This is a genomic window from Pseudomonas sp. PMCC200344 (assembly GCF_030053095.1).
Classification (GTDB): Bacteria; Pseudomonadota; Gammaproteobacteria; order Pseudomonadales; family Pseudomonadaceae; genus Aquipseudomonas; species Aquipseudomonas svalbardensis.
Map to the genome: position 1 here is coordinate 1,895,176 of NZ_CP125618.1, position 24,723 is coordinate 1,919,898.

A 24,723-nucleotide genomic window follows, 5' to 3' on the forward strand; every position below is an offset into this window, starting at 1 on the left:
GGGGTTTGCGCCAAAGTGCCATGGATCGGCACCAATCAGGACTAATTTCGGAGTAATAGTAGCTGGACGATACACTTTGCAGCTATTTCGTGACCAATTATCTCTTACATGCGTTTGCTTACCGCTGGCGGGGGATTAAGCTGGCCGCCGTTTTCGTTTATTGGAGTGCTTCATGTCCCGCCGTCTGCCTGTGATTCTGCTGCTCGTTCTCCTGCCGTTATGGCTGGCCGCCAGTTATGGCGCGCGTTATGGCTTTATGGAGGATGCTCAATGGGTCGGCATCTGCGTGGACGAAGCGAGTCGCTGGGAATGCCAGGTTCGTTCGAGCCTGGGCCTGATGATTCACTTCAATGTCTTGGGCTTCGCGGCATTGGCGGCAGCCGTTATCGGTTTTGTGCTACCGGGCCGGGCAGGGTGGTGGTTGGCCGTGCTCGCGCTGGTGTTCGGGTTTCCGGCGCTGGCGTTGTACAACACGACATTGGCTGTTTTTGCGGTGGTGATTGCCGGGTTGCGGTTGGTTCGGGAAAACCGCGTCGCCTGACACAGAAAGATCGCAGCCTGCGGCAGCTCCACACAGGAATACGCGTTTCCCTGTAGCTGCCGCAGGCTGCGATCTTTTGATCTTGCTTGATGATTATCCTTTGCGAACCCGCAAACTGCGCCACAACGCTGCAACCATCAACACACTCACCAGCGCCCAACCCCAGGCCTGCTGATTCTGCAAACCTTCACGATACAGCTGCGGCGCAATGCCAGCACCGATGATGAAGGTCAGCAGGGCAATCTCCCGACGCGGCACGCTCACCGGGCGGCACAGATAGACCAGCGCCGGCAGGATGAATGCGACACTCGGGAAGCTGCGATAACGCGGATCGAACACCAGCTCCAGCATCGTCACCGCAGCGGCAAACCCGGCCACAGCGAGCAACCAGCCCGCCCGACGTTCCAGCGCATTGAACGCCCGTCCGCGCCAATCAGTGCGAGCGCTCAGCGTCAGTGCCGCATGCGCCAGCACCAACACATTCAAAGCCGTCAGCAAAGCGACCCACAACCATTCACTGGTAAACCGCGTAGTGACACGGGCCAAGTCGCCCCAGGCGCCAATCGAGCAAGCGGCCAGCGCACCCAGCAGCGGTAGAACCAGCGCTGCGCGAGTGCTGCGTACACGGCCGCCGAGGATCAACGTGCCAAGGAAGATCAAACCACCCACCACCAGCCACTGGGTCCAGTAAGGCACGTTCGACACCGGACCGGCGAGCACACCTTTGTCCTGGCGATCGGCATCGAACAGCCCCCAGTAACCACCGACCGCACCTTCGCTGGCGCGTTTCCACGGCTGGTCGAAGGCTTCGATCAGGTTGTAATGCCAGCCTTGCTGCTCCGCCATGATGACAAAAGCACGAATGAACTTGGCTTCATTGACCCGGCTCGGCAGGGCGGTTTCACGCTGACGGCCTTCGCTGGGCCAGCCGGTTTCGCCAATCATCACGTCCTTGGGTGCGAACTTGTTGCCGAACACCTGACGTACTTCGGCCACATGCTGCAGGGCGGCGTCGATATTCGACGGGTCATCTTCCCAGTACGGCAACAAATGGATGGTCAGGAAGTCCACCGCCGGGGCGATTTCCGGGTGCTTGAGCCAGAACTCCCAGACGTCGGCGTAAGTGACAGGTTGTTTGACCTGGCTTTTGACTTTATCAATGAGCTTGGCCAACTGCGCGCCGGTGATTTCCTTGCGCAACAGGGTTTCGTTGCCGACGATCACTGAGGTCACCACGTCCGCGTTGGCGTTGGCCGAGGCGATCAGCAGGTCGACCTCCTTGGCGGTGTCCACCGGGTTGCTGTTGACCCAGGCGCCGATCATCAGCTTCAGCCCGTGCTTGCGCGCCAGGGCGGGCAAGGCTTCGAGGCCGGTCATGGAATAGGTGCGGATGCATTCGAAGCTTTTGGCCAGCAGCGCGAGGTCGGCGTCCATGCGCTCGGGGCGCAGTTTGAACGGCTGATCGAACGGCGATTGGTCCTTGTCGAACGGGGTGTAGGAGGCGCATTGCAGCTTGTGCGTCGCGCTGGCCACGTCCGGCAGCACCACCGGTTTACCGAGGCCGTACCAGAAGCCACCGAGGGCAAAAAGCCCCAACAGGCAGGCGAATAGATAAGCAAAAAAAGGAAAGCGTGATGTCGCGGGCATGGTCAGGCCGTCTGGGAGCAAAGCCGCGCATGTTACCTTCATTTGCCGCGTGCTTGGTGGCCTGCATACTTTTGACATGCAAAGTTTGGGCGGATTGGCCGGCGGACTTCCGGTGGTCTAGATTAATGGCGTTCTGATGTCGTTTCTCGATGCCTTGAGGTCGCTGGCAGAGAAGGACGCCATTGTCGTGAGGTTGATTATCGACGCATCAGTGCTCTCATAGATAAATCGCGCTGATGTTCGGATGAGTTTGCGGTGGGCGTGATGGGGGCGCTGTGCACCATAACAATACGTTGACGCGACTCGGCATCCGTCGAGCGCAGCACTTTCGGGGAAGTAACGATGAAGATGCGACGACTCTTGGGCGCAGGTGCCGCTTTGGTGCTGGCGATCAGTTCTACTGTAGTCAGCGCCGAAGGCAAGGCAGTGACTATCGGTTATGTCGACGGCTGGTCGGACAGTGTCGCCACGACCAACGTGGCCGCTGAAGTGATCAGGCAGAAACTCGGTTATGACGTGAAACTGCAAGCAGTCGCCACCGGGATCATGTGGCAGGGCGTGGCCACTGGCAAACTCGATGCCATGATGTCTGCATGGCTGCCTGTGACTCATGGTGAATACTGGACCAAGAACAAGGATCAAGTCGTCGATTACGGTCCGAACTTCAAGGACGCGAGAATCGGCCTGATCGTGCCGGAGTACGTCAAAGCTAAAAGTATTGCCGATCTGAAAACCGACGACAGCTTCAAAAGTCGTATCGTCGGCATCGACGCCGGTTCGGGCGTAATGCTCAAGTCCGAGCAGGCAATCAAGGACTACGATCTGACCGGCTATCAACTCAAGGCCAGTTCCGGCGCCGGCATGATTGCCGAGCTGACCCGTGCCGAGAAGAAAAACGAATCCATTGCTGTCACCGGTTGGGTGCCGCACTGGATGTTCGCCAAGTGGAAACTGCGCTTCCTGGACGACCCGAAAGGCGTTTATGGCGCGGCTGAAACCGTAAACAACATCGGCAGCAAAGAACTGGCAACCAAGGCTCCGGAAGTTGCCAAGTTCCTGAAGAACTTCCAGTGGGCGTCGAAAGACGAAATCGGCGAAGTCATGTTGGCCATTCAGGACGGTGCCAAACCTGAAGCCGCCGCGAAGGAGTGGGTGGCCAAACACCCGGAACGCGTTGCAGACTGGACCAAATGATTTGAACTGACGCGTCTAGTCAGCACTTTACAGGGCCGCTTGGTATCGCTTCCAAGCGGCCTTTTGCATTTCCGTAGGAGCACGGCTTGCCAGCGATGGCGCCCTCAAAATTGCCATCGCCGGCAAGCCGTGCTCCTACAGGGGGAACAAAACTGTCATGTCGTTCTAATACTAAGGTCGTCTGGAACCAGTTCCGCAGCCGCATAGAGTGGATAACGTTCCAACTTCATCTGTGCTGCGAGGATAAAAACAATGAACGACAGCATTTACCTCTCGATTCAAAACAGCCCGCGCTTCAAGGAGCTGGTTAGTAAGCGAGAAAGGTTCGCCTGGATTCTTTCGGCGATCATGCTTGGGCTTTACTCCGGTTTCATCCTTTTGATTGCTTACGGGCCGCATATTCTGGGGGCAAAAATTAGCCCCGAGTCTTCGATTACCTGGGGGATACCGATTGGTGTCGGGTTGATTCTCTCGGCCTTTATCCTGACTGCAATCTACGTACGACGCGCCAATGGCGAATTCGACGACCTGAACAATGCGATTCTCAAGGAGGCTCAGCAATGATCCGGCGTCTAATGGCTCTATTGAGCATCGCAGCTTTCGCGCCTGGTGCCTGGGCCGCTGAAGCCCTGACTGGTGAAGTCAACAAACAACCGCTTAACGTCTCTGCGATTTTGATGTTCGTAGCGTTCGTCGGTTTGACCCTGTGCATCACCTACTGGGCTTCCAAGCGCAACAATTCGGCAGCCGACTACTATGCGGCGGGTGGCAAGATCACCGGCTTCCAGAACGGTCTGGCGATTGCCGGTGACTACATGTCGGCGGCGTCCTTCCTGGGTATTTCCGCCCTGGTGTTCACTTCCGGCTACGACGGCCTGATCTACTCGATCGGGTTCCTGGTGGGCTGGCCGATCATTCTGTTCCTGATCGCCGAGCGCCTGCGTAACCTGGGTAAATACACCTTTGCCGACGTGGCGTCCTATCGCCTTGGGCAAACCCAGATCCGCACGTTGTCCGCTTGCGGCTCGCTGGTGGTGGTGGCGTTCTACCTGATCGCGCAAATGGTCGGTGCCGGCAAGCTGATTCAACTGCTGTTCGGTCTCGACTATCACATTGCAGTGATCCTGGTCGGTGTCCTGATGTGCATGTACGTGTTGTTCGGCGGCATGCTGGCGACCACTTGGGTGCAGATCATCAAGGCAGTGTTGCTGCTGTCCGGTGCCTCGTTCATGGCGCTGATGGTGATGAAGCACGTCAACTTCGACTTCAATGCGCTGTTTTCCGAGGCGATCAAGGTTCACCCTAAAGGTGAGGCGATCATGAGCCCCGGCGGTCTGGTGAAAGACCCGATCTCCGCGTTCTCCCTTGGCCTGGCACTGATGTTCGGTACCGCTGGCCTGCCGCACATTCTGATGCGCTTCTTCACCGTGAGTGACGCGAAAGAAGCTCGCAAGAGCGTGCTGTATGCAACCGGCTTCATTGGCTACTTCTACATCCTGACGTTCATCATCGGCTTCGGCGCGATCCTGCTGGTCAGCACCAACCCTGCCTTTAAAGATGCTGCTGGCGCGCTGTTGGGCGGCAACAACATGGCGGCGGTGCACCTGGCTAACGCGGTCGGTGGCAGTATCTTCCTGGGCTTCATCTCGGCAGTCGCGTTCGCAACCATTCTGGCTGTAGTGGCTGGTTTGACGCTGGCCGGCGCTACGGCGGTGTCTCACGACCTTTACGCCAGCGTGATCAAGAAGGGCAAGGCCAACGACAAGGACGAGATCCGCGTCTCGAAAATCACCACCATCTTTCTGGGCGTGCTGGCGATCGGTCTGGGCATTCTGTTCGAAAGCCAGAACATCGCGTTCATGGTGGGCCTGGCGTTCTCCATCGCGGCGAGCTGTAACTTCCCGGTGCTGCTGCTTTCCATGTACTGGAAGAATCTGACCACGCGTGGTGCGATGATCGGCGGCTGGTTGGGTCTGATCAGTGCCGTTGGTTTGATGGTGCTTGGGCCAACCATCTGGGTGCAGATCCTGCATAACGAGAAGGCTATCTTCCCGTATGAGTACCCGGCGCTGTTCTCCATGGCCATTGCGTTTATCGGGATCTGGTTCTTCTCGATTACAGACAAGTCGACCGCGGCTGACAATGAGCGGGCGCTGTTCTTCCCTCAGTTTGTTCGTTCGCAGACGGGCTTGGGGGCGAGTGGGGCGGTTTCTCACTAAGGTTTCAGGTTTGCTTATATAAGCTGCGTTAAACAGAAATGCCCCGGTCGAGAGATCGGGGCTTTTTTTGTTGGGCGGTTTGATTGTGTACATATCCGTTGCTGCGGTAACGGCTGATTATGGTTTCGCTTTTACAGCCAGCCCTTTCAAGGTCTTTTGACTTTCGCGGCTTTGAGCACCCGATCCGTCGACACGTGGGCATTCACTGCCTTACCCTCCAGCCATTCTTTGGACTTGAGCACCTTCGGACTTCGTTTGCTTTTGGCGACCGCTTTGGGCTGGACGTTTCGGCCTAGCGTCAGCAGGTACTGAGCCAGCCCTCCTGCGGGGATGGGGAGGGATAAGTGCTCTGGCGGCAAGGCTATTTGCATACCCTCATAACCGCTGCGAACCTGTACCGTCAGGTGAAAGATCGACGCTTCCCAGCCCTCGGGTTGGGTCTGGCAATGAGCCTGTTCGACACTGCGTTTAAGCACGGACAAAACGTTGTAAGCCAACACGGCGGACGCGAACCCCAGCAGGGCGGCTTTGGGGTTGCCCAAGGTTTCGATTTCACTGTCCAGCACCGATTCCAGACGCTGGAACATCCCTTCAATACTCCAGCGACGTCGGTACAAATCGGCGATCTGCTCTGCGCTGATGGTGTCGGGCAAGTTGCTCCAGAAGGACAGCGTGGTGTCGCCGGATTCGGTGGGGTTTTGCAGGTTCAGTTCGACACGCCGCCACTGGCGTCCGCCTTTTACTTCGATGGTTTGCTCGCGCACGCTGGCGGTTGCGACCGGGACAGGCTCCTGCCAGTCGCTTTCTTTAAGCAGGCGTGGATGCTTGCTTTGTTCGCGAATGATGAATGAAGCGCCGGCATCTTCGCAGGCCTCCATGACCGGGAGCGTGCAGTAGAGCCGATCAGCCATCCATAGCTGGCCCGCCGTGGCCTTTTCCAGCAACGGCAGCACGCTGACGCGCTCGCTGGCATAGGCATCTTCACAGGGCTGAAGGTCGACGACTTGGTCGAGATCAGGGTCGTAAACCACGACCGAAAAACCAGGGCGGGCAGCACCTCGTTGGCGGCGCAAAGCGCCCAGACGTTTTTCGCTGGAAGGCAGATGGTTGCCGTCGACGACGCGTAATTGCCAGCCAGGCAAAATGGCCGAGCAACCCAATTCTTGAATCGTCGGAGCCAGGCGCTGCGCGCTACCAGTTACCAACGCGCGCAACAGCGCAGGTTCGGTTCGGCTGACCTTGTCATAAAGCGCCGCCAGGCTGACGGGAAGATCCTCCATCTGCCGCGCGGCGGCGTGTAGGGAGGGCCGCAAACCCAGAGAAACAAGGGACATCAGCTCAATAATGGTCGAAAACAAAAGCTCGCGCGGGTACTGGCGCTGACGATGTTCTTCGAACACCTGATCAACCCACTCTGCCGCAACGGCCTGCTCCAAAACCAATTTGGCCATGACACTGGCCGGTGCTTTTTTCTCGAACCGCGCTAAACCTCTGCCCACATCGTCTCGCCGTCCTGACTGGAGTTTTGAGGATTTTATCAAAGACCTTGAAAGGGCTGGCTGTAAAAGCGAAACCATAATCAGCCGTTACCGCAGCAACGGATATGTACACGACCAAAGACCCAGTCGGCCTTCAGGCCGCTGAACCAGCACAAACAGAAACGGCCTCTATCTACATAGAGGCCGTTCCCGGTGCAACTTTAAGACGTTATCGCAAGACAGGTCTTATTTGCGGTCTTCCAGCTTGGTGATGTCACGCGACTCGTAGCCGGTGTACAACTGGCGCGGACGGCCAATCTTGTACGGGCTGGAGAGCATTTCTTTCCAGTGGGAGATCCAGCCGACAGTCCGCGCCAAAGCGAAGATCACGGTGAACATGCTGGTTGGAATGCCGATCGCCTTGAGGATGATCCCCGAGTAGAAGTCGACGTTCGGGTACAGCGAGCGTTCAATGAAGTACGGGTCGGTCAGGGCGATCTCTTCCAGGCGCATGGCCAGTTCGAGTTGCGGATCGTTGGTGATGCCCAGTTCCTTCAGCACTTCGTCGCAGGTCTGCTTCATGACTGTTGCGCGTGGGTCGCGGTTTTTGTAAACCCGGTGACCGAAGCCCATCAGTTTGAACGGGTCGTTCTTGTCCTTGGCCTTGGCGATGTACTTGTCGATGTTCGACACATCGCCTATTTCATCGAGCATGGTCAGAACAGCTTCGTTCGCGCCGCCGTGGGCAGGGCCCCACAGTGCAGCGATGCCGGCGGCGATACAGGCGAACGGGTTGGCGCCCGAAGAGCCAGCCAGGCGTACGGTGGAAGTCGATGCGTTCTGCTCGTGGTCGGCATGGAGGATGAAGATCTTGTCCATGGCCTTGGCGAGTACCGGGCTGATCGGTTTGATCTCGCACGGAGTGTTGAACATCATGTGCAGGAAGTTTTCCGCGTACGTCAGGTCGTTGCGCGGGTACATCATGGGTTGGCCCATGGAGTACTTGTAAACCATCGCTGCCAGGGTTGGCATCTTGGCAACCAGGCGAATCGCGGAGATTTCGCGATGCTGCGGGTTATTGATGTCCAGGGAGTCGTGGTAGAAGGCCGAGAGGGCGCCGACTACACCGCACATGACGGCCATCGGGTGGGCGTCGCGACGGAAACCGTTGAAGAAAGTTTTCAGCTGCTCGTGAACCATGGTGTGGTTCTTCACGGTGCTGACGAACTGGGCTTTCTGTTCTGCGGTCGGCAGTTCGCCGTTGAGCAGCAGATAGCAGGTTTCCAGGTAGTCCGATTTTTCAGCCAGCTGTTCGATCGGGTAGCCGCGGTGCAGCAGGATCCCGTTGTCACCGTCGATATAGGTGATCTTCGACTCGCAGGCAGCGGTCGACATGAAACCCGGGTCAAAGGTGAAACGGCCCGTGGCCGTCAGGCCCCGAACATCAATTACATCGGGACCAACGGTGCCGGTTAAAATGGGCAGCTCGACGGGGGCTGCGCCCTCGATGATCAACTGCGCTTTTTTGTCAGCCATGTGGCCTCCTATTTATGCTTGAAATCATCAGACAGACCCCCCACGCAGGGCCCGCACCACTATAGTGAGATAAATTCGAATGTCAATTTGCCTAAAGTCTTGCTCCAGAAGGCTTTAACCGGACTTTTTCCTCGAAATTGACTGCCATTTACGCCTTTTATACGACTTGTGCAATGAGCTATTAGGGGAAGGCGATTGCGTTGTCATTAGTAGCCTAACTGTCTATACTCGGCCTCCGACCGCCAGGGGCTTTTGGGCCTGCTTTACTGGGGGTCGCACTCCCTGGGTGGTGGGTACCTGACCAGTGCACTCCCCAACAACTTTGCCCTGATTGTTAGGGGCTCTTCAGTGTGAAAAAAAGCCGTGAATAGCCAACGACCTGTAAACCTAGACCTAAGGACCATCAAACTCCCAGTCACTGCTTACACGTCCATTCTTCACCGAATCTCCGGAATCATCCTCTTTGTCAGCCTGGCCATCATGCTTTATGCATTGGACAAGTCGCTCGACTCGGAAGAAGGCTTCGGTCAGGTGAAAGCGTGTCTGACCAGTCCGCTAGCCAAGCTAGTGACATGGGGCATCCTGTCCGCCTTGCTGTATCACTTGGTTGCCGGTGTGCGCCATTTGATGATGGACATGGGCATCGGCGAGTCGCTTGAAGGCGGCAAACTGGGCTCGAAAATCGTTATCGCCGTTTCCGTGGTGGTAATCGTTCTGGCAGGAGTTTGGATATGGTAACTAACGTCACGAACCTGTCGCGTTCGGGCCTCTATGACTGGATGGCACAACGTGTTTCTGCGGTCGTTCTCGCGGCTTATTTCATCTTCCTGATCGGATACGTCGTTGCCAACCCTGGCATCGGCTACGCCCAATGGCATGAACTGTTCGCAAGCAACTGGATGCGTATTTTCAGTCTCCTGGCCCTCGTTGCCCTCGGCGCTCACGCCTGGGTCGGCATGTGGACCATCGCGACCGACTACCTGACGCCAATGGCGTTCGGCAAGTCCGCGACTGCAATACGTTTCCTCTTCCAGGCGGTATGCGGCGTCGCGATGTTCGCTTACTTCGTCTGGGGTGTGCAGATTCTTTGGGGTATCTGATTCATGTCTACTACAGTTAATACGCTTTCGTTCGACGCCATCATTATTGGCGGCGGCGGTGCTGGTATGCGCGCTGCTCTGCAGCTGGCACAGGGTGGTCACAAGACTGCCGTAGTTACCAAGGTTTTCCCGACTCGCTCGCACACTGTTTCCGCCCAGGGTGGTATCACCTGCGCCATCGCTTCGGCAGATCCGAACGATGACTGGCGCTGGCACATGTACGATACCGTCAAGGGTTCCGACTATATCGGTGACCAGGACGCTATCGAATACATGTGTTCCGTAGGCCCGGAAGCGGTCTTCGAACTCGAGCACATGGGCTTGCCGTTCTCCCGTACTGAACAAGGTCGCATCTATCAGCGTCCGTTCGGCGGACAGTCGAAAGACTTCGGTAAAGGCGGCCAGGCTGCACGTACTTGCGCCGCTGCCGACCGTACCGGTCATGCACTGCTGCACACCCTGTACCAGGCCAACCTGAAGGCCGGCACCGTGTTCCTCAACGAATACTACGGTGTCGACCTGGTGAAGAACGAAGATGGTGCCTTTGTCGGCATGATCGTCATCTGCATCGAAACCGGCGAAACCTCCTACGTCCGCGCTAACGCCACTGTACTGGCGACTGGCGGTGCAGGTCGTATCTACTCGTCCACCACCAATGCCCTGATCAACACCGGTGACGGCGTCGGCATGGCTCTGCGTGCTGGCGTGCCGGTACAAGACATTGAAATGTGGCAGTTCCACCCAACCGGCATCGCCGGCGCCGGTGTACTGGTTACTGAAGGCTGCCGCGGTGAAGGCGGTTACCTGATCAACAAGCACGGCGAGCGTTTCATGGAGCGTTATGCTCCGAACGCCAAAGACCTTGCTGGTCGTGACGTTGTTGCTCGCTCGATGGTTAAAGAAATCATCGCCGGCAACGGTTGCGGTCCGGATGGCGACCACGTAATGCTGAAACTCGATCACCTCGGTGAAGAAGTTCTGCACAGTCGTCTGCCAGGCATCATGGAACTGTCCAAGACCTTCGCCCACGTCGATCCAGCCGTAGCGCCGATTCCGGTCGTTCCAACCTGCCACTATATGATGGGCGGCGTGCCGACCAACATTCATGGTCAGGCAATCACTCAGGATGAAAACGGCGTTGACCAGATCATCCCGGGCCTGTTCGCAGTAGGCGAAGTGGCCTGCGTATCGGTTCACGGTGCCAACCGTCTGGGCGGCAACTCGCTGCTCGACTTGGTGGTATTCGGTCGTGCTGCCGGCCTGTTCCTGGAACAGACCCTGAAAGAAGGCGTCGACTACACCCGCGCTCGCCAGTCCGACATCGACGCTGCCCTGGCACGTCTCGATGGCCTGAACTCGCGTACCGAAGGCGAAGACGTCGCCACCCTGCGTAAAGAGCTGCAAAGCTGCATGCAGAACTACTTCGGTGTGTTCCGTACCGGCGAATACATGCAGAAGGGTATTGCTCAGCTGGCTGATCTGCGTGGCCGTATCGCCAACGTCAAGATCAACGACAAGAGCCAGGCGTTCAACACCGCTCGTATCGAAGCTCTTGAATTGCAGAACCTGCTGGAAGTGGCCGAAGCTACCGCCATCGCCGCAGAGATCCGCAAAGAGTCCCGCGGCGCTCACGCCCGTGAAGACTACGAAGATCGCGACGACGAAAACTGGCTGTGCCACACCCTGTACTTCCCGGGTGACAAGCGCGTTACCAAGCGTGCTGTGAACTTCTCGCCGAAGACCGTTCCGACTTTTGAACCTAAGATTCGGACTTATTAAGGGTGGCCGCCATGTTGCAAGTCAGTGTTTATCGCTACAACCCTGATCAGGACGCTGCGCCGTTCATGCAGGAATTTACGGTCGATACCGGTGGTAAAGACCTGATGGTGCTGGACGTCCTGGCCCTGATCAAAGAGCAGGACGAAGGTTTCTCCTATCGTCGCTCTTGCCGTGAAGGTGTTTGCGGTTCCGACGGCATGAACATCAACGGCAAAAACGCTCTGGCGTGCGTCACGCCGCTGTCTGCTGTTGTAAAAGGTAACAAGCTGATCGTTCGTCCTCTGCCAGGTTTGCCGGTTATCCGTGACCTGGTCGTCGATATGAGCATCTTCTACAAGCAATACGAGAAGGTTAAGCCATACCTGCAGAACGACACGCCGGCTCCGGCCATCGAACGTCTGCAGACCCCTGAAGAGCGTGAAAAGCTCGACGGTCTGTACGAGTGCATCCTGTGCGCTTGCTGCTCGACCTCTTGCCCGTCCTTCTGGTGGAACCCGGACAAGTTCCTGGGTCCAGCTGCTCTGCTGCAAGCGTATCGCTTCCTGGCAGACAGCCGCGACACCAAGACTGCCGAGCGTCTGGCTTCACTGGATGACCCGTTCAGCGTATTCCGCTGCCGCGGGATCATGAACTGCGTCAACGTCTGCCCGAAAGGCCTGAACCCGACTAAGGCCATCGGTCACGTACGTAACATGCTGCTGCAAAGCGGCGTGTGATTCAGCTGCCGTAACCCGGCTGTTGTAAATGTAGTACCGCTGTACCCGTAGATGCTACGGCGCAGGCTTCAACCGGCGCCGTAGTCTTAACCTGAGCAGCAGCTTATAAGGCTGCGGCTCTTATTTTGAAGAAATGAGACAAGCAGGGGCATCCGGGCTGGTACCCGGACTATCAGCGTGATCCTAAGTGGCTTGTTTTAGTCGCTGCATTTGGACTTCTGCAAGTGTGCTCGGTGTCGACGCCGGTGGTGTTCCCCTAACCGAGGGTGACCAAGCATGCAAGAAAGCGTGATGCAGCGCATGTGGAACAGCGCCTACCTATCCGGTAGTAACGCTGCCTATGTGGAAGAGCTCTACGAGCTCTACCTGCACGACCCTAACGCTGTGCCAGAAGAGTGGCGCACCTACTTCCAGAAGTTGCCTGCTGACGGCAACACTGCCACCGATGTTTCGCACTCCACAATTCGCGATCATTTCGTCTTGCTGGCAAAGAACCAGCGCCGCGCCCAACCGGTTTCCGCCGGCAGCGTGAGCAGTGAGCACGAGAAGAAGCAAGTTGAAGTGCTGCGATTGATCCAGGCCTACCGTATGCGTGGCCACCAGGCAGCCCAGCTTGACCCGCTGGGGCTGTGGCAGCGTCCTGCACCTGCAGACCTGTCGATCAATCACTACGGCTTGACCAATGCCGATCTTGATACGACCTTCCGTGCCGGCGACCTGTTCATCGGCAAAGAGGAGGCGAGCCTACGCGAAATTCACGAAGCGTTGCAGCAGACATATTGCCGCACCATCGGCGCTGAATTTACGCATATCACCGATTCCGAGCAGCGCCAGTGGTTCCAGCAGCGTCTGGAAAGCGTGCGCGGCCGTCCAACGTACTCCGCCGACATCAAGAGCCACCTGCTCGAGCGCGTCACCGCCGGCGAAGGTCTGGAAAAATACCTGGGTACCAAATACCCGGGTACCAAGCGTTTCGGTCTGGAAGGCGGCGAGAGCCTGATTCCGATGCTCGACGAGCTGATCCAGCGTTCCGGTTCCTACGGCACCAAGGAAATCGTTATCGGCATGGCCCACCGTGGCCGTCTCAACGTGCTGGTCAACACCTTCGGCAAGAACCCGCGCGAGCTGTTCGACGAGTTTGAAGGCAAGAAGAAGGTCGAGCTGGGTTCCGGTGACGTTAAGTATCACCAGGGCTTCTCGTCCAACGTGATGACCACTGGCGGTGAAGTTCACCTGGCCATGGCGTTCAACCCGTCCCACCTGGAAATCGTTTCCCCGGTGGTCGAGGGTTCGGTTCGCGCCCGTCAGGATCGTCGTAACGACCCTACCGGCGAGAAGGTTCTGCCGATCTCCATCCACGGTGACGCGGCATTTGCCGGTCAGGGCGTGGTCATGGAAACCTTCCAGATGTCGCAGACCCGCGGTTTCAAGACCGGCGGTACCGTGCACATCGTGATCAACAACCAGGTCGGTTTCACCATCAGCAACCCGCTGGACTCGCGTTCCACCGAGTACGCGACCGACGTTGCGAAAATGATCCAGGCGCCGATCCTCCATGTGAATGGTGATGATCCGGAAGCCGTGTTGTTCGTGACCCAGCTGGCCATCGACTACCGCATGCAGTTCAAGCGTGACGTGGTGATCGACCTGGTCTGCTACCGTCGTCGTGGCCACAACGAGGCCGACGAGCCAAGCGGCACCCAGCCAATCATGTATCAGCAGATCACCAAACAGCGCACCACCCGTGAGCTGTATGCCGATCGTCTGACTCAGGGCGGTGTGCTCGACGCAGAGCGTGTTCAGGCGAAAGTCGACGAATACCGCAATGCGCTGGACAACGGTCTGCATGTTGTAAAAAGCCTGGTCAAAGAGCCGAACAAAGAGTTGTTCGTGGACTGGCGTCCGTATCTGGGCCACGCCTGGACCGCGCGTCACGACACTCGCTTCGATCTGAAAACCTTGCAGGAACTGTCCGCCAAGCTGCTGGAAATTCCAGAAGGCTTCGTGGTTCAGCGCCAGGTCTCGAAAATCTACGAAGACCGTCAGAAAATGCAAGCCGGCGGCCTGCCGATCAACTGGGGTTACGCCGAAACCATGGCGTACGCGACCCTGGCGTTCGAAGGTCACCCGATCCGCATGACGGGTCAGGACATCGGTCGTGGTACGTTCTCGCACCGTCACGCTGTCTTGCACAACCAGAAAGACGCGGGTACCTACGTCCCGCTGCAAAACCTGTACAAGGGCCAGCCACGTTTCGACCTGTACGATTCGTTCCTGTCCGAAGAAGCCGTGTTGGCGTTCGAATACGGTTACTCGACCACCACGCCTGAGGCGCTGGTGATCTGGGAAGCCCAGTTCGGTGACTTCGCCAACGGTGCCCAAGTGGTTATCGACCAGTTCATCACTAGTGGCGAGCACAAGTGGGGCCGTCTCTGCGGTCTGACCATGCTGCTGCCGCACGGTTATGAAGGTCAGGGTCCGGAGCACTCTTCGGCTCGTCTGGAGCGTTACCTGCAACTGTGCGCCGAGCACAACATTCAGGTAGCCGTGCCGACTACGCCGGCTCAGATCTACCACTTGCTGCGTCGCCAGGTGATTCGCCCGCTGCGCAAGCCGTTGATCGTCCTGACGCCGAAGTCGCTGCTGCGTCACAAACTGGCCATCTCGACCCTGGAAGATCTGGCCGAAGGTTCGTTCCAGACCGTTATCCCGGAAATCGATACCCTGGACCCGAAAAAGGTCGAGCGCATTGTTCTGTGTAGCGGCAAGGTCTACTACGACCTGCTGGAAAAACGCCGTGCCGAAGGTCGTGATGACATCGCCATCGTGCGTATCGAGCAGCTGTACCCATTCCCTGAGGACGACTTGAACGAAGTCCTGGCTCCGTACACCAACCTCAAACATATCGTTTGGTGTCAGGAAGAGCCGATGAACCAGGGTGCCTGGTACTGCAGCCAACACCACATGCGCCGCATCGTTGGCAATCACAACAAAGCACTCTTTCTCGAGTACGCCGGTCGTGATGCTTCCGCTGCACCTGCTTGTGGTTATGCATCGATGCACGCTGAGCAGCAGGAAAAACTGCTGCAAGACGCCTTTACTGTTTAACGCCTTCGCGCACCTGAAACCGAATTTAAGGACCCACAGATAATGGCTATCGAAATCAAAGCCCCCACTTTCCCGGAATCGGTTGCCGATGGCACCGTTGCCACCTGGCACAAAAAGCCGGGCGACGCCGTCAAGCGCGATGACCTGATCGTCGACATCGAAACTGACAAAGTCGTGTTGGAAGTGTTGGCCACCGCTGATGGCGTGCTGGGCGCTATCGTCAAGAACGAAGGCGACACCGTTCTGTCCGACGAAGTCCTGGGCTCCATCGAAGCGGGCGGCGCTGCTGCCGCTCCAGCTGCTGCCGCTGCTCCGGCCGCTGCACAAGCTGCTGCTCCTGCCGCTGAAGGCGAAGATGATCCTGTTGCTGCACCGGCTGCTCGCAAGCTGGCTGAAGAAAACGGTATCAACATCGCTTCCGTTGCCGGCACTGGCAAAGGCGGTCGTGTGACCAAGGAAGACGTTGTTGCCGCTGTAGCTGCCAAGAAAGCCGCTCCGGCTGCCGCGCCTGCCAAGGCTGCTGCTCCTGCCGCTGCTGCTCCAGTGTTCGCTGCCGGCGATCGCATCGAGAAGCGCGTACCGATGACCCGCGTGCGGGCCACCGTCGCCAAGCGTCTGGTTGAAGCTCAATCGAACATGGCGATGCTGACCACTTTCAACGAAGTCGACATGACCGAAGTCATGGCCCTGCGTTCGAAGTACAAGGACCTGTTCGAGAAGTCCCACAACGGCGTGCGCCTGGGCTTCATGTCGTTCTTCGTCAAGGCTGCTACCGAAGCGCTGAAACGCTTCCCGGCTGTCAACGCGTCAATCGACGGTGCTGACATCGTTTACCACGGCTACGCTGACGTCGGTGTTGCTGTTTCCAGCGACCGCGGTCTGGTTGTACCGGTTCTGCGTAACGCCGAACTGATGAGCCTGGCGGAAATCGAAGGCGGCATCGCCACCTTCGGCAAGAAGGCTCGTGACGGCAAACTGTCGATGGACGAGATGACCGGCGGTACGTTCACCATCACTAACGGTGGTACCTTCGGTTCGATGATGTCGACCCCGATCGTCAACCCGCCGCAAGCGGCTATTCTGGGCATGCACAACATTCTGCAGCGTCCTATGGCGATCAACGGTCAGGTTGTTATCCGTCCGATGATGTACCTCGCTCTGTCCTACGATCACCGTCTGATCGATGGCAAAGAAGCTGTGACCTTCCTGGTTACCATCAAGAACTTGCTGGAAGACCCGGCTCGTTTGCTGCTGGATATCTGATTTCGTTGCACGGGCCGTCCAGTGATGGACGGCCCTTCTGTAATGACCAGCTTCGTCCCACGACGGTCCTCAAAAGGGCCCGTCCGGTTTGATTCGAGAAGGAATGACACATGACTCAGAAATTCGACGTGGTAGTGATTGGCGCGGGCCCTGGCGGCTACGTGGCTGCCATTAAAGCAGCGCAACTGGGCCTCTCCACTGCCTGCATCGAGAAATACACCGACAAGGAAGGCAAACTGGCCCTCGGCGGTACTTGCCTGAACGTCGGCTGCATTCCATCCAAGGCGCTGCTGGACAGCTCCTGGAAATACAAGGAAGCCAAAGAAGGCTTCGCGATCCACGGTATCAATCACGCTGGCGTGACCATGGACGTGGCGGCAATGGTTGGCCGTAAAGCCAACATCGTCAAAGGCCTGACCTCTGGCGTTGCCACCCTGTTCAAGGCGAACGGCGTCACTTCCCTGCAAGGCCACGGCAAACTGCTGGCCGGCAAGAAAGTTGAACTGACCAAGCCAGACGGCACCGTCGAAATCATCGAAGCCGAGAACGTGATTCTGGCTTCGGGCTCGCGTCCGATCGACATTCCACCAGCTCCGGTTGATCAGAACGTGATCGTCGATTCGACTGGCGCACTGGAATTCCAATCGGTTCCAAAACGTCTGGGCGTTATCGGCGCTGGCGTAATCGGTCTGGAACTGGGTTCGGTCTGGTCCCGTCTGGGTTCCGAAGTGGTTGTTCTGGAAGCGCTGGAGAAGTTCCTGCCAGCGGCTGACGACGCCGTTTCCAAAGAAGCCTACAAGACCCTGACCAAACAAGGTCTGGACATCAAGCTGGGCGCTCGCGTCACCGGTTCCAAAGTGAACGGCAACGAAGTTGTCGTGAACTACACCGATGCCAATGGCGAACAGAACATCACGTTCGACAAGCTGATCGTTGCCGTTGGTCGCCGTCCGGTGACCACCGAGCTGCTGGCAGCTGACAGCGGTGTGAACATCGACGAACGTGGCTTCGTTTTCGTTGACGACCAGTGCGCCACCAGCGTTCCGGGCGTTTACGCGATAGGCGACGTGGTTCGCGGCATGATGCTGGCGCACAAGGCGTCCGAAGAAGGCATCATGGTGGTTGAGCGCATCAAGGGCCACAAAGCCCAGATCAACTATGACCTGATCCCGTCTGTTATTTATACTCACCCGGAAATCGCGTGGGTTGGCAAAACCGAGCAGGTCTTGAAGGCTGAAGGTGTTGAAGTTAACGTTGGCACCTTCCCGTTCGCAGCCAGTGGCCGTGCCATGGCAGCCAACGACACCGGCGGTTTTGTGAAAGTCATTGCTGATGCCAAGACTGACCGCGTATTGGGCGTCCACGTGATTGGCCCGAGCGCTGCAGAACTGGTTCAGCAGGGCGCGATCGGTATGGAGTTCGGCACCAGTGCCGAAGACCTGGGCATGATGGTTTTCTCCCATCCGACCCTGTCCGAAGCCTTGCATGAAGCTGCTCTGGCGGTGAATGGCGGCGCCATTCACATCGCCAACCGCAAGAAGCGTTAAGACAAGACAATAAGAAACCACGGCGGAAGGCCCGTCGTGAGCCTTGCGTGCAAGACTCACCGCGGAATGTCCGCCGGACGCAGCCTTGCGTAGTTCACCGGTTATCCGGAACACCTACGCAAGCAGCAGTCACAGGTGGTGCGGCACTTGAACAAGTGCAGCACCGAATGCGCAGTACCTAACGAAGACGGTAATAAGCATGAATCTTCACGAGTATCAGGGTAAGCAGCTGTTCGCCGAATACGGCCTGCCAGTATCCCAGGGTTTCGCCGTAGACACCCCGGAAGCAGCAGCAGAAGCGTGCGACAAAATCGGCGGGACCGAATGGGTTGTCAAAGCCCAGGTTCACGCAGGTGGTCGCGGTAAAGCGGGCGGCGTCAAGCTGGTTCGTAGCAAAGAAGACGCCAAAGCATTTGCTCAACAGTGGTTGGGCAAGCGTCTGGTGACTTACCAGACTGATGCCAATGGTCAGCCAGTCACCAAGATCCTGGTTGAGTCGTGCACTGATATCGCTAAAGAGCTGTACCTGGGCGCTGTCGTTGACCGTTCGAGCCGTCGCATCGTGTTCATGGCTTCCACCGAAGGTGGCGTGGACATCGAGAAAATCGCTCACGACACCCCTGAGAAAATCCTCAAGGCCACTATCGATCCACTGGTTGGCGCTCAGCCATTCCAGGGTCGCGAGCTGGCATTCCAGCTCGGTCTGGAAGGCAAGCAAGTTGCTCAGTTCGCCAAGATCTTCGTAGGCCTGGCCAAGCTGTTCAAGGATCACGACCTGGCCCTGCTGGAAGTGAACCCGCTGGTGATCAAGGCTGACGGCGATCTGCATTGCCTCGACGCCAAGATCAACATCGACGCCAACGCCATGTACCGTCAGCCTAAGCTGAAGACTTTCCACGATCCGTCGCAAGACGATCCGCGCGAAGCGCACGCTGCCAAGTTCGAACTGAACTACGTAGCACTGGAAGGCAACATCGGTTGCATGGTCAACGGTGCTGGCCTGGCCATGGGTACCATGGACATCGTCAACCTGCATGGCGGCAAACCAGCCAACTTCCTCGACGTGGGCGGCGGTGCTACCAAAGAACGCGTTACCGAAGCGTTCAAGATCATCCTGTCCGACACTAACGTCGCTGCAGTATTGGTCAACATCTTCGGCGGCATCGTTCGTTGCGACATGATTGCCGAAGGCATCATCGGCGCTGTGAAAGAAGTCGGCGTGAAAATCCCGGTTGTTGTTCGCCTTGAAGGCAACAACGCTGAGCTGGGCGCTAAAGTACTGGCAGAAAGCGGTTTGAACATCATCGCTGCTACCAGCCTGACCGACGCTGCTCAACAAGTTGTCAAAGCTGCGGAGGGCAAATAATGAGCGTCCTGATCAATAAAGACACCAAAGTTATCTGCCAGGGTATTACCGGTTCGCAAGGTAGTTTCCACACCCAGCAAGCCATCGAATACGGCACCAAGATGGTGGGTGGCGTAACACCTGGTAAAGGCGGCACCGAGCACCTGGGTCTGCCAGTGTTCAACACCGTGAAAGATGCTGTAGCTGCCACTGGCGCCACCGCCAGCGTGATCTACGTTCCAGCTCCTTTCTGCAAGGACTCCATCCTGGAAGCAGCATTCGGCGGCATCAAGCTGATCGTTTGCATCACTGAAGGCATTCCTACCCTGGATATGCTGGATGCCAAGGTCAAGTGCGACGAGCTGGGCGTAGTCCTGATCGGTCCTAACTGCCCAGGCGTGATCACTCCAGGCGAATGCAAGATCGGCATCATGCCAGGTCACATTCACTTGCCAGGCAAGGTCGGTATCGTTTCCCGGTCCGGCACCCTGACCTACGAAGCTGTCAAGCAGACTACTGACGCCGGTTTCGGTCAGTCGACTTGCGTCGGCATCGGCGGTGACCCGATCCCAGGCTCGAACTTCATCGACATCCTGAAGCTGTTCCAGGAAGACCCGAAGACCGAAGCGATCGTGATGATCGGTGAGATCGGCGGTTCGGCTGAAGAAGAAGCGGCTGCCTACATCAAGGCACACGTGACCAAGCCGGTTGTTTCCTACATCGCTGGTGTGACTGCCCCTGCGGGTAAGCGCATGGGCCATGCTGGCGCAATCATCTCTGGCGGCAAAGGCACTGCAGACGAGAAGTTTGCTGCCCTGGAAGACGCAGGTGTTAAAACCGTGCGTTCGCTGGCAGACATCGGCAAGGCTTTGTCCGAGCTGACCGGTTGGGCGATCAAGTAAGCTTCGCGCTTATCTGACGCTTCACCAAACAAAGGCCACCCTCGGGTGGCCTTTGTCGTTTCTGGTGATCGTTCCCACGCTCCCGTGTGGGAACGATCTGTGCGGAGGTAGGAAATTTAGATATGTAAACGCGACACGGAAATGTCGCGCATCGGACATATCGCACCCTAACAGTGCGTTTGTCGGGCAAATTCGTTAGGCTAGCAGCCATTTTTGCGTCCGCGGCCCACAAGGTTGCTACGCGCTAAACGGGTCAGTCCTATACGGACCGACAGCATTTCCCTCACCCCTCAGGGAAATCCCTCTCTAAATTCCGATTCAGTAGTGTGGTATTTCCTTAATGAAAGTGTTGAAAGGCCAGGACATCCTGGCACTTGGTTTTATGACGTTTGCCCTGTTTGTCGGGGCTGGCAACATCATCTTCCCGCCTATTGTCGGTCTGCAGTCCGGTCCAAATGTCTGGATGGCGGCGCTGGGCTTTCTGATCACTGCGGTCGGTCTGCCGGTGATCACCGTCGTCGCCCTGGCCAAGGTCGGTGGCGCCATGGATGCCTTGAGCAGCCCGATCGGGAAAGTCGCCGGTGGCCTGCTGGCTGCTGCGTGCTACCTCGCTGTCGGCCCGCTGTTCGCGACACCGCGCACCGCCAGCGTGTCATTCGAAGTCGGCTTGGCGCCGCTGACCGGCGAGAGCCCGCTGGCGCTGTTCCTCTACAGCTCGGTGTACTTCCTGCTGGTGTTTTTCATCTCGCTCTATCCGGGCCGGCTGCTGGATACCGTAGGACGTTTCCTCGCACCGCTGAAGATCATCGCCCTGGCCGCGCTCGGCATCGCCGCGTTTGCATTGCCGGCCGGTGATGTCGGCGTGGCCACCCCGGAATACGTGGCGGCACCGTTCTCCCAAGGCTTCATCAATGGTTACCTGACCATGGATACTCTGGGCGCACTGGTATTTGGCATTGTCATTGTCAACGCAATCCGCTCCCGTGGCGTGGAGTCGCCGGTGTTGATTACTCGTTACGCGATCATCGCCGGGCTGATTGCCGGCGTGGGTCTGGCGCTGGTTTACGTCAGCCTGTTCCGTCTCGGTTCGGGCAGCCATGAAGTGGCCGCGGGTGCCACCAACGGCGCGGCGGTGTTGCACGCTTACGTGCAACACACCTTCGGCTCTCTGGGCAGCGGTTTTCTGGCGGTGCTGATCTCCCTGGCCTGTCTGGTGACGGCGGTGGGTCTGACCTGCGCCTGCGCCGAATACTTCAGCCGTGTGCTGCCGCTGTCCTACAAGACATTGGTCATCATCCTGGCCGCGTTCTCCCTGCTGGTGTCCAACCTGGGCCTCACCAAGCTGATTGCGTTCTCAATCCCGGTGCTGACCGCGATCTACCCGCCGTGCATTGCCCTGGTCGCCCTGAGCTTCTGCAAGGACTTCTGGCATGAGCAGGGCCGCATCGTCGGTCCGGTGATGCTGGTGTCGTTCATCTTCGGTTTGATCGACGCCCTCAAGGGCGCGGGTCTAGCGGACTGGATGCCGACTCAGTTGTCCCACCTGCCGCTGAGCGAGCAAGGCCTGGCCTGGCTGGTGCCGTCGGTCATGACCCTGGTCGTCGCGGTGGTTTGCGATCGCCTGCTGGGCAAGCGCGAAGAAGCACTGGCTTAAGCCGCTTCATGGCCCGCCACAAGCGGGTCGTGAACACACATGGAAATGCCCCGTATCAATCGATACGGGGCATTTTTTTTGGAGTCGGTGCAGTGTCTTTTTCCTTGAGCTAACGTCGAAGCACTACTTGCTTTGCCAAACACATCACAAGGACCTGCATGTCGTTCATCCACGCCAACATGATCCACATCCTCGCTGCACTCTGGTTCGCCATCTGCTGGGGCGGCTACACCCGTTATGCGACGTGGAAGGGCCGCGACACCGCGTGCCTGGCCAGCGTGCTGCACCTTTATCGCGAAGACTGGATGCGCCGCATGCTGTTGCGCGACAACCGCATCGCTGACGCCAGCGTGATCGGTAACCTGGAGCGCAACGCCTCGTTCTTCGCCTCCAGCACACTGATTATCCTGGCCGGCATTCTCACGGTGCTCGGAGCCTCCGAACGGGCGGTGTCGTTGTTGGCGGATATCCCGATGGTGCAACAGGCGTCCCAGGGAATGTCGGAGATCAAGTTACTGTGCCTGGCGCTGGTATTTGTCTATGCGTTCTTTACGTTCAGTTGGTGCATGCGCCAGTACAACTTTGCGGCAATTCTGGTTGGCTCAGCGCCCATGGTCGGTGAGCGTCACGTTTCCGAACAAGAGCGCAAAGCCTTTGCTGCCCGGGCGGCCCGCGTCATTTCCATGGCCGCCAACCAGTTCAACTTCGGACTGCGCTCTTACTACTTCGGCATGACCATGCTGGCCTGGTTCGTCAGCCCGTGGTTGTTCATGTTGATGAGTGCCGGCGTGGTGCTGGTGTTGTATCGCCGGGAGTTTCATTCCGACGTTCTGGACGTGATGGTCTATACACCTACAGAGGCACCATTGCCCGAGGCGATTAAAGAGGCTGTTTGATGAGTATTCCGTTCTGGTGTGTGTTTATCAGTGCCTTGCTGATTTTTGTGGCAAAGATTCCCGTGGCCAAGGCGATGAATGACCAGGGTGGTTACGACAACCACTTGCCGCGTCAGCAACAGGCGCAACTGACAGGCTTCGGTGCTCGTGCGTTGGCGGCTCATCAAAACTGTTTTGAGGCGTTCATTCTGTTCGCGGTGGGGGTGTTGATGGCTCACACCACGCAGACAGCGGGGTGGCTGATCGACTTGCTGGCAATCATCTTCGTGATTACGCGAATCATTTATTTGCTGTGCTATTGGGTTGATCTGGCCTGGCAGCGCAGCCTGGTATGGTTCGTCGGACTAGTGTGTTCGTTGCTGTTGATGATTAGTCCGACTTTTAAAACTATTTTGCTGTAACGCCTGCAGTGCAAAAAAACAGCAGGCAAAAGAAAACCCGCACTTGGCGGGTTTTCTTTCTCACGCTAAAAACTGTTTTAGTTTTTAGGTGCTTCTTTTGCTGCCGCTGCATCCGATTCAGCCTGAGCTTTGGCGGCTTCGGCGTTTTCTTTCGCAGCGTCGTTCACTTTATCCTGAGCTTTGCTCATGTCTTGCTGAGCTTGCTCAGCATGTTTGGCAGCATCTTGAGCTTTGTCCTCGGATTTTTTATCGCAGGCTGCGAGACCGAGGGAAGCGGTCAACATCAAGGCAACAGCTAAAGTCTTACGCATGGGGTGTTTCTCCTTATGGAAAATATCTACTGACCTTAAGAGCACAGCCCATAGCGTTAAGTTCCTCAAATCATACAGATATATAAGTTTATTCCGACGGGAACTTTTACTGAAACGCCTAGTGCGTTGCCTGAACACTAAGAAGAGTTTTATCAAAATGGCCGAAAACCCCGTTTTTGAGCGCGCTACACGATTTTTATCGGCGCTGCGACATTGTCAGGTACTTGGGCTGCGGGTTCACAGCGCCAGCGCTGATGGGCTAACGGTCATCCTGCCGTATAGTCCTCAAATTGTTGGCAACCCGCAAACCGGCGTGATTCACGGCGGGGCGCTGACCTCGCTGATGGACACGGCCTGCGGCATGTCCACCCTCTGCGTGCTGCCCGAATTCGAAGTTTGTCCGACCCTCGACCTGCGCATCGACTACATGCACGCCGCCGAGCCGCATAAAGATGTCTACGGTTTTGCCCAGTGCTACCGGGTGACCACGGATGTGATCTTTGCTCGCGGTTTCGCCTACCAGGACGACCCCGAGCAGCCCATCGCCCATGTGGTGGGTACCTTCATGCGCATGGGCAAAGCCATCAAGGGCACCAAAGGCTTTGGCGGCGTCATCGCCGGAGGTGCGAAATGACCGATTCCTTCAAGGAACAACTTCAGCAGGCACATGAGCAGGGCGACTACGCCTCACTGCTGCACCTGATTCCCTACGCCAAATTGATCGGCATCGAATGTTCGCGGGTGGGGGATGATCTGCTGTTTCGCTTGCCGGCCAACAAGGACAACATTGGTAACCCCTTATTGCCGGCGATTCATGGTGGCGTGATCGCCGGGTTCATGGAGTTGTCCGCAGCGCTGCACCTGCTGATTTTCACCGGTTCGCCGGGTGTGCCGAAGATCATCGATTTCTCCCTCGACTATCTGCGCGCCGGGCAGTTTCGCGACACCTGGGCCAGATGCCAGGTTTGCCGGCAGGGTCGCCGGGTCGCCAACGTTGCGATTACGGCCTGGCAAAGCACTGAAGCCGAACCGATTGCCACAGCCCGCGCCCATTTCAAAATTGAATAGCCCTTGAAATCCTGAACT

The 24,723-nt window shown here is 57.4% G+C and carries 22 protein-coding genes; 18 read left to right on the forward strand and 4 right to left on the reverse strand.

What is annotated here, in order from left to right; translation table 11 throughout:
- The first annotated feature begins 172 nt into the window (after positions 1–172).
- A complete protein-coding gene (locus tag QFW87_RS08510) occupies positions 173–541 on the forward strand; it encodes a hypothetical protein (protein ID WP_046054321.1) in 369 nt (122 codons plus the stop codon).
- Positions 542–634: 93 nt separating this feature from the next.
- Here QFW87_RS08510 and QFW87_RS08515 read toward each other — a convergent pair whose 3' ends face one another.
- Positions 635–2,230, reverse strand: coding sequence for a beta (1-6) glucans synthase (locus QFW87_RS08515; RefSeq protein WP_283190265.1), 1,596 nt, complete (start codon positions 2,228–2,230; stop codon positions 635–637).
- A 300-nt stretch (positions 2,231–2,530) separates the two neighbouring features.
- Between QFW87_RS08515 and QFW87_RS08520 the strand changes: the two genes are divergently transcribed.
- The 3 genes from QFW87_RS08520 to QFW87_RS08530 all read left to right on the forward strand — a co-directional run bounded on the left by QFW87_RS08520 (position 2,531) and on the right by QFW87_RS08530 (position 5,601).
- A complete protein-coding gene (locus tag QFW87_RS08520) occupies positions 2,531–3,382 on the forward strand; it encodes a glycine betaine ABC transporter substrate-binding protein (protein WP_283183609.1) in 852 nt (283 codons plus the stop codon).
- 252 nt (positions 3,383–3,634) lie between these two features.
- On the forward strand, positions 3,635–3,946 hold the full coding sequence (locus tag QFW87_RS08525) for a DUF485 domain-containing protein (protein ID WP_017337238.1): 312 nt from the start codon (positions 3,635–3,637) through the stop codon (positions 3,944–3,946).
- Positions 3,943–5,601 (forward strand): cation acetate symporter, encoded by a 1,659-nt coding sequence (locus tag QFW87_RS08530; RefSeq protein ID WP_283190266.1) that lies wholly within the window; start codon positions 3,943–3,945, stop codon positions 5,599–5,601. The genes QFW87_RS08525 and QFW87_RS08530 overlap by 4 nt, the downstream gene beginning before the upstream one ends.
- Before the next feature lie 146 nt (positions 5,602–5,747).
- Here QFW87_RS08530 and QFW87_RS08535 read toward each other — a convergent pair whose 3' ends face one another.
- A complete protein-coding gene (locus QFW87_RS08535; RefSeq protein WP_283190267.1) occupies positions 5,748–7,052 on the reverse strand; it encodes an IS4 family transposase in 1,305 nt (434 codons plus the stop codon).
- A 273-nt stretch (positions 7,053–7,325) separates the two neighbouring features.
- Positions 7,326–8,615 (reverse strand): citrate synthase, encoded by a 1,290-nt coding sequence (gltA, locus tag QFW87_RS08540; RefSeq protein WP_282377548.1) that lies wholly within the window; start codon positions 8,613–8,615, stop codon positions 7,326–7,328.
- A 363-nt stretch (positions 8,616–8,978) separates the two neighbouring features.
- Here gltA and sdhC point away from each other — a divergent pair, with 363 nt between their 5' ends.
- The 12 genes from sdhC to QFW87_RS08600 all read left to right on the forward strand — a co-directional run bounded on the left by sdhC (position 8,979) and on the right by QFW87_RS08600 (position 23,326).
- The gene (gene sdhC / locus QFW87_RS08545; RefSeq protein WP_033053500.1) at positions 8,979–9,353 is read left to right on the forward strand and encodes a succinate dehydrogenase, cytochrome b556 subunit; all 375 of its coding nucleotides are present in this window, start codon (positions 8,979–8,981) and stop codon (positions 9,351–9,353) included.
- Positions 9,347–9,715 (forward strand): succinate dehydrogenase, hydrophobic membrane anchor protein, encoded by a 369-nt coding sequence (sdhD, locus tag QFW87_RS08550; protein WP_007945134.1) that lies wholly within the window; start codon positions 9,347–9,349, stop codon positions 9,713–9,715. The genes sdhC and sdhD overlap by 7 nt, the downstream gene beginning before the upstream one ends.
- Before the next feature lie 3 nt (positions 9,716–9,718).
- Positions 9,719–11,494 (forward strand): succinate dehydrogenase flavoprotein subunit, encoded by a 1,776-nt coding sequence (gene sdhA / locus QFW87_RS08555; RefSeq protein ID WP_208671896.1) that lies wholly within the window; start codon positions 9,719–9,721, stop codon positions 11,492–11,494.
- Between the two features lie 11 nt (positions 11,495–11,505).
- Positions 11,506–12,210: a succinate dehydrogenase iron-sulfur subunit gene (locus tag QFW87_RS08560; RefSeq protein WP_140893366.1), complete on the forward strand. Its 705-nt coding sequence runs from the start codon at positions 11,506–11,508 to the stop codon at positions 12,208–12,210.
- A 276-nt stretch (positions 12,211–12,486) separates the two neighbouring features.
- A complete protein-coding gene (locus QFW87_RS08565) occupies positions 12,487–15,318 on the forward strand; it encodes a 2-oxoglutarate dehydrogenase E1 component (RefSeq protein ID WP_283183612.1) in 2,832 nt (943 codons plus the stop codon).
- Between the two features lie 42 nt (positions 15,319–15,360).
- Positions 15,361–16,581, forward strand: a complete 1,221-nt coding sequence (gene odhB, locus QFW87_RS08570; protein WP_010456848.1) for a 2-oxoglutarate dehydrogenase complex dihydrolipoyllysine-residue succinyltransferase — start codon at positions 15,361–15,363, stop codon at positions 16,579–16,581.
- Between the two features lie 110 nt (positions 16,582–16,691).
- On the forward strand, positions 16,692–18,128 hold the full coding sequence (gene lpdA, locus QFW87_RS08575; RefSeq protein ID WP_095130080.1) for a dihydrolipoyl dehydrogenase: 1,437 nt from the start codon (positions 16,692–16,694) through the stop codon (positions 18,126–18,128).
- Positions 18,129–18,327: 199 nt separating this feature from the next.
- Entirely contained in the window at positions 18,328–19,494 is a 1,167-nt protein-coding gene (gene sucC / locus QFW87_RS08580) for an ADP-forming succinate--CoA ligase subunit beta (protein ID WP_008148602.1), read from the forward strand.
- Positions 19,494–20,375 carry a succinate--CoA ligase subunit alpha gene (gene sucD, locus QFW87_RS08585; protein WP_008148605.1) on the forward strand — a complete coding sequence of 294 codons (882 nt, stop codon included), beginning with the start codon at positions 19,494–19,496 and terminating at the stop codon, positions 20,373–20,375. Before sucC ends, sucD begins: the two co-directional genes overlap by 1 nt.
- A gap of 340 nt (positions 20,376–20,715) precedes the next feature.
- Positions 20,716–22,029: a branched-chain amino acid transport system II carrier protein gene (gene brnQ, locus QFW87_RS08590; RefSeq protein WP_283190268.1), complete on the forward strand. Its 1,314-nt coding sequence runs from the start codon at positions 20,716–20,718 to the stop codon at positions 22,027–22,029.
- Between the two features lie 158 nt (positions 22,030–22,187).
- Entirely contained in the window at positions 22,188–22,925 is a 738-nt protein-coding gene (locus QFW87_RS08595) for a DUF599 family protein (protein ID WP_008148609.1), read from the forward strand.
- Positions 22,925–23,326: an MAPEG family protein gene (locus tag QFW87_RS08600; RefSeq protein WP_283183614.1), complete on the forward strand. Its 402-nt coding sequence runs from the start codon at positions 22,925–22,927 to the stop codon at positions 23,324–23,326. Before QFW87_RS08595 ends, QFW87_RS08600 begins: the two co-directional genes overlap by 1 nt.
- A 77-nt stretch (positions 23,327–23,403) precedes the next feature.
- On the opposite strand, the gene QFW87_RS08605 is transcribed toward QFW87_RS08600, so the two are convergent.
- A complete protein-coding gene (locus QFW87_RS08605) occupies positions 23,404–23,637 on the reverse strand; it encodes a hypothetical protein (RefSeq protein WP_283183615.1) in 234 nt (77 codons plus the stop codon).
- 157 nt (positions 23,638–23,794) lie between these two features.
- On the opposite strand from QFW87_RS08605, the gene QFW87_RS08610 reads away from it, so the two are divergent.
- The gene (locus QFW87_RS08610) at positions 23,795–24,271 is read left to right on the forward strand and encodes a PaaI family thioesterase (RefSeq protein ID WP_283183616.1); all 477 of its coding nucleotides are present in this window, start codon (positions 23,795–23,797) and stop codon (positions 24,269–24,271) included.
- Positions 24,268–24,705 (forward strand): PaaI family thioesterase, encoded by a 438-nt coding sequence (locus QFW87_RS08615; protein WP_283183617.1) that lies wholly within the window; start codon positions 24,268–24,270, stop codon positions 24,703–24,705. Before QFW87_RS08610 ends, QFW87_RS08615 begins: the two co-directional genes overlap by 4 nt.
- The last annotated feature ends 18 nt before the right edge of the window (positions 24,706–24,723 follow it).